This window comes from Microcoleus sp. Pol12B4, assembly GCF_036701385.1.
In the GTDB taxonomy this organism is placed as follows: Bacteria; Cyanobacteriota; Cyanobacteriia; order Cyanobacteriales; family Microcoleaceae; genus Microcoleus.
This window is the reverse complement of record NZ_JAUBQR010000313.1, coordinates 1-5,873: the sequence shown is the minus strand read 5'-3', so window position 1 is coordinate 5,873 and position 5,873 is coordinate 1. Positions and strand designations below refer to the sequence as shown.

Below are 5,873 nucleotides of genomic sequence, written 5' to 3'. Positions count from 1 at the left end.
GCCGCTACTTTGGGAAATCGCCGCAATATCGCTGGTAGGAATTAGAGAAGTCGGACTTACTTGCAACGCTGCAAATTCAGGATCAGTCAGTCCTAAACTACTCCTGGCTTGGTCACGGTTAAGGCTTGTAAAGCCAAAGATATTTGGTACATTGACCGTAACTTGTCCGCCCCTAGCTGTGCGAGCATTAGCTGTAATATCACTATTCTCTCGCGGTAAAGCTACCAAAATATCGCTATTAATTCTGATATTACCGCCCTCAGAAATACCTGCATCCGTGGTTATTCTACTGCCGCGTCGCAACTGAATGTCTTGCGCTTGCAGGTTAATATTTGCCCCTGTACCAGAGACAGTCGTGCCATCAATTATGCTTTTATTTTCCAGCGCAATTGAGTCAGCTACAACGTTAATATTGCCAGCCCTACCTGTTCCTGAAGATTGAACATTAACCACTGCACTATTCCGAAGAATCAATTGATTAGCATTCAAATTTAACGAGCCTGCATTTCCGCTAGCAGTGGAATTTACAGCATTAAATGCCCTACCAGACGAGGCCTCAATTCCACTCCTCAACCCACTGTTACTCCCAATACCTTGCACTGCTAGGCGCTCGGCATTAATTGTAATATCTCCTGCATCTGCTATACCCAAAGAAGCCGCAGAAATAACCCCGCCATTCTGCACAGTTAGTTTAGGTGTTGAGAGGCGAATATCTCCACCTCTACCAGAACTTGCAGTTTGAGTAACAAAAGAACTTGCTACATAGCCCGCATTCCCCAAAAATCTTGACTCGCCGCTCACTTCTATAGACTCGGAGGCTCTCACACTTAAATTTCCTCCTGTCCCCCCACTTGTAGAAAACACGACTTCGCCAAAAATAGCACCAGTCGTTAAACTAATTGTGGCTCCATTAGAAACACTCAGCCGCTTAGTGTCGATGCTAATATCCCCACCTTTTCCATTACCATCAAAAGTATTCGTGCCGAGCCGAGTTTGCCCTAGACCTACAGGAAGACTACCCGATAATTCCACCGATTCACTCGCTTTAATCGCGATATTCCCTGATGCTCCATCACTAAGGCTGAAGCTGGCAAACGCACCGCCATCGCGCAGTATTAACCGTTGCGCTTCAACAGAGATGTTTCCGCCTTGACCAGTGCTTTCGTTCGTTGTTCCGTTATAGAGCGTTGAACTCACGAGTTCGACGGTGTTGGCGCGGATACTCAAATTTCCGCCATTCCCAGCACCAAAGGTGGGGGCACCGCCCACTACTCCATTGCTCATCAACAGCCGTCCGGCTTCAATGTTAATATCTCCGGCTGCTCCACTGCCAATAGCGCTAGTAAACAGAACGATTTGCGAAATAAAGGGGTTGCCTGTTCCAGATGTCTGAAAATTTTCTGTAAGCTGCTGATAGCCCTCAATTCCCAACCCGATCATTTCTACTGAGTCAGTAGCGCGGATGTTGATATCGCTTCCTCTCCCCTCTCCCAGTGTGGAGGCGAAAATTTGCGCCCCCCCCTCTAATCGTAAGTTTTGGGAATTGATATTAATGCCTCTACCATCGATATTTCCGAGTGTCAGTCCATAAATTCCTGAACCGTTAAGATTAATATTTCCACCTCGAATATCGACTTTCCCACCTCCTAATCCGCTAGTATTTATAAATGCACCGTTCATTTCAATATTGCCGAAGTTCTGAATATTGCGATAGTTTAAATTCAGACCTAAAGCTGTTGGTTCAAATTGCACTAAACCTGGACTGTTGACACTACCCAGAAGAATTTGTCCGGTATAAGCAGTTAGATTTCCTCCTTGCAGTTGAATGTCACCGCCAATTAATGCTAAAGTTTGACCGGGGTCTACTGCTAAACCTAGTTTTTGAAAAGCAGGAATTTCTATGGGGAGTGGTGGTAAGGCTGATGTAGGAGCCATTGTTTGGGAAGAGTTGACAATTGTGCCGGGATTGTCTCTAAATCTTAAACCCACAGGAATATTAATCGCTAACAATGGCACTGCATTAGAATTAGCTGCACTAAATTCAAACCCATTATCAAAGAGAATTCCGCTACCAGTTGAACCGACAAATGATCCACGCACATCTAACCGAGCATTTGGCCCAAAGACAATTCCTTTGGGATTAAGTAAAAATAAGTTGGCATTTCCTTGAACTCCCAAGACACCTAAAATATTAGAAGGGTTGCCACCCGTAACGCGGGTGAAGATGTTGGTGATTCCGCTGGGATTGGCAAAATATGCTCCCCGCCCTTCACGGATGTTAAATTCGCGTAAACTGTGAAAGAGGTTAAGGCCGCGAGTTGCACCGCCTTCTATTCTGTCCGAGGATAAATTATTGATCGTGTCGGGAACTGTGCGTGAACTTTCTGCACCCAAGCTATTATCGGGGATGATTTGGGCGATCGCAGGGACAGGACACAGCAGTAAGAATGCAAAAAATAGGGCACAAGATTGGCGGGGCATCTTTTAAATCCTGTTAATTTAGCATAAGGAAAATAGCGACGGGTTAGCTAAAATCTGAAGATTACCTATTGAGGTACGCAAACACCCGTCGATTTCGGACTGCGAAGAGATGCACCACCATGTGAATTATACGCTACCAGCGTCACTTGTCCTCGATCGTCCATTACCCAACCTTGAGCGGGAATAATTTCTGCTGGTCGAATTTCTATGGATGGTATGAGGCCTTCTATTTGCTGACTTCCACCTACCGCTGGTTCCACCCAAGGAAACGGCGCTGCTGCGGTGCTGAGGGCATCATTAGGACTCGGTGGCACTCCTCCTTTCCCAGTAACAGTAAACTCGTTTTCTTGCCCTTGGATGCAGGGATTAGCAGCAATTAAGGTGCTGGGATCGACTACATTTTGCTCTAATTCTACTAACCCTTGAGCGGGATTTACCCCAGTAGCGCTAAACGTTACTGCTCCTTGCAAAGCTGGGCCGCTACTTTGGGAAATCGCCGCAATATCGCTGGTAGGAATTAGAGAAGTCGGACTTACTTGCAACGCTGCAAATTGAGCATCTGTCAGCCCTAAACTACTCCTGGCTTGTTCGCGGTTAATGCTGGTAAATCCAAAGATATTTGGTACATTGACTGTAACTTGCCCGCCCATAGCTGTGCGAGCATTAGCTGTAATATCACTATTCTCTCGCGGTAAGGCTACCAAAAGTTCGCTATTAATTCTGATATTTCCACCATCTGAATTACCTGTATCGGTGGTAATTCTGCTACCGCGCCGCAACTGAATGTCTCGGGCTTGGAGGTTAATATTTGCCCCGCCGCCTGCATCAGTTGTGCCATTAATGCTGCCTTTGTTATCAAGGGCAATTGAGTCGGCTACAACGGTGAGAGTACCAGCTTGCGCCGTTCCCAGAGCCCGGACGCTGATCGCGGCCCCATCCCGAACCGTCAATCGATCGACCTTGAGATTAATTGAACCCGCATTTCCCGTAGCGTTGGGAATGGGAATGCCCAAGAAATTGCCCCCCGAAGCGTCAATTTGACTAATAAATCGACCGTTAAGATCGCTGCCCAAGACTTCTACGCGATCGGCATCAATCGTGAGGCTGCCTGCATTTCCGGTACCGAAAGAAGACTGTAAAATTACTCCCCCATCCCGCAAAGTCAGCACAGGCGTGGCAATGTCAATATTGCCTCCCTGACTAGAACCACTGGTTTCACTGGCTAAGAAACTAAGATTGTATTCTCCATTTGCCAAAACTCCAGAGATACCTACTAACTCTACCGACTCAGAGGCCCTAATTGTCAAATTGCCTCCGGGTCCCCCATCAGAGAAGAGACTATTGCCAATAGTCCCACCGCTTGATACAGCAATTCCGGCTCCTTGGGCAGCAATTAACCGCTTGGTGTCGATCGTAATATCCCCGGCTCTACCTGTCCCATTGGGATCTATAGAGGCGGCGCTGATCAAAGTTTGCACCACACTGCCAGGGGGAGTTCTTAACACTTCTACTGATTCAGCAGCTTTAATAGTGATATTTCCTGATGCTCCCTCACTGCTGGTGGTACTGGTGAGAATAGCACCATCACGCACGATTAATTTCTGGCTGGCAACGGTGATGTTTCCCCCCGTACCGCTACTACCCAGTAATGACCCACTGCTGACCGTAGAACCAGCCTGATCGATAAAGTTGGCATGGATGTTAATATTTCCCCCATTTCCCACACCTAACGTGCTGCTACCTACTACAGCCCCATTGTCTATCAGCAGGCGTTCGGTATCAATCGCGATGTCTCCTGCTGTTCCTGTGCCAGAAGTGCCAGTGGTCAGAACAATTTGCGGATCAAAAGGATCGATCGTTCTCAATCTCCGATAATTAACTAAAAATTGTTGATAGCTCTCAAAGCCAATCCCACTCATTTCTACTGAATCAGTGGCGCGGATATTGATATCGCTCCCCTTCCCTGAAGCTAACGCCAAAGTGGATATTTGCGACTCCCCCTGTACTCGGAAGTTTTGGGCGTTAATGTCAATCCCTCTACCGTCTATATTTCCCAATGTCAGGCTATAAATTCTCGAACTGTTGAGGGTGACATTTCCACCTCTAATCTCAACTTTCCCACCTCCTAATCCGCTGGTATTTATAAACGCGCCGTTCATTTCAATATTGCCGAAGCTCTGAATATTGTCATAGTTTAAATTTAGACCTAAAGCTGTTGGTTCAAATTGAACTAAACCTGGACTTTTCACACTTCCCAGCAATATTTGTCCGGTATAAGCTGTTAAGTTTCCTCTTTGTACTTGAATGTCACCGCCAATTAATGCTAAAGTTTGACCGGGGTCTACTGCTAAACCAAGTTTGTTAGCAACAGGAATTTCTACGGGCAGTGGCGGTAATGTTGGTGTGGAACCGATTGCTTGGGAAGAGTTAACAATTGTACCGGGATTGTCTCTAAATCTTAAACCCACAGGAATATTAATCGCTAACAATGGCACTGTATTAGCATCGGTCGCACTAAATTCAAAGCCATTATCAAAGAGAACGCCACTACCAGTTGAACCAATAAATGAGCCGCGCAAATCTAACCGAGCATTTGGGCCAAATACTATCCCTTTTGGGTTAATTAAAAATAAGTTACCGTTGCCTAAAACTCCCAGAGTTCCTAAAATATTAGAAGGGTTGCCGCCCGTCACGCGGGTAAAGATGTTGGCAATTCCGCTGGGATTGGCAAAATATGCTCCCCGCCCTTCACGGATGTTAAATTCGCGCAAGCTGTGAAATAGGTTAACGCCGCGAGTTGCACCGCCTTCTATTCTGTCCGATGGTAAGTTGTTGATAGTATCGGTCGCTGTCCGCGAACTTTCTGCACCCAAGCTGCTGTCTGGGATGATTTGGGCGATCGCAGGGACAGGACACAACAGTAAGAATGCAAAGAATAGGGCGGAAGATTGGCGGGGCATCTTTTAATTCCTGTTAATTTAGCATGAGGAAAATAGCGACGGGTTAGCTAAAATCTGAAGATTACCTATTGAGGTACGCAAACACCCGTCGGTTTGGGACTGCGAAGAGATGCACCACCACCAGAATTATACGCTACCAGGCTTACTTGTCCTCGATCGTCTATTACCCAACCTTGAGCGGGAATAATTTCTGTTGGCCGAACTTCTATGGATGCTAGGGGGCCTTCTACTTGCTGACTTCCACCTACCGCTGGTTCCACCCAAGGCAACGGCGATAGAGGGCTGCTGAGGACATCATTAGGACTGAGTGGAACTCCTCCTTTCCCTGTAGCTGTAAACTCGCTCTCGGCTCCTTGGATGCAGGGATTTGCAGCAATTAACGCAGCCGGATTCACCACATTTTGTGGCAGTTCCACTAAACCTTGAGCAGGA

2 protein-coding genes and 1 pseudogene are annotated in these 5,873 nt (G+C 46.8%); all 3 read right to left on the bottom strand.

Going from position 1 to position 5,873, the window contains the following annotated elements; all coding sequences use genetic code 11:
• Nucleotides 1–2,481 (bottom strand): two-partner secretion domain-containing protein (locus tag QUA38_RS27045; RefSeq protein ID WP_333167340.1); only part of this gene is annotated, 2,481 nt, incomplete at its 3' end.
• 65 nt (nucleotides 2,482–2,546) lie between these two features.
• On the bottom strand, nucleotides 2,547–5,441 hold the full coding sequence (locus QUA38_RS27040) for an S-layer family protein (protein ID WP_333167338.1): 2,895 nt from the start codon (nucleotides 5,439–5,441) through the stop codon (nucleotides 2,547–2,549).
• Nucleotides 5,442–5,506: 65 nt separating this feature from the next.
• Nucleotides 5,507–5,873: pseudogene (locus QUA38_RS27035) on the bottom strand (filamentous hemagglutinin); the annotation flags it as partial.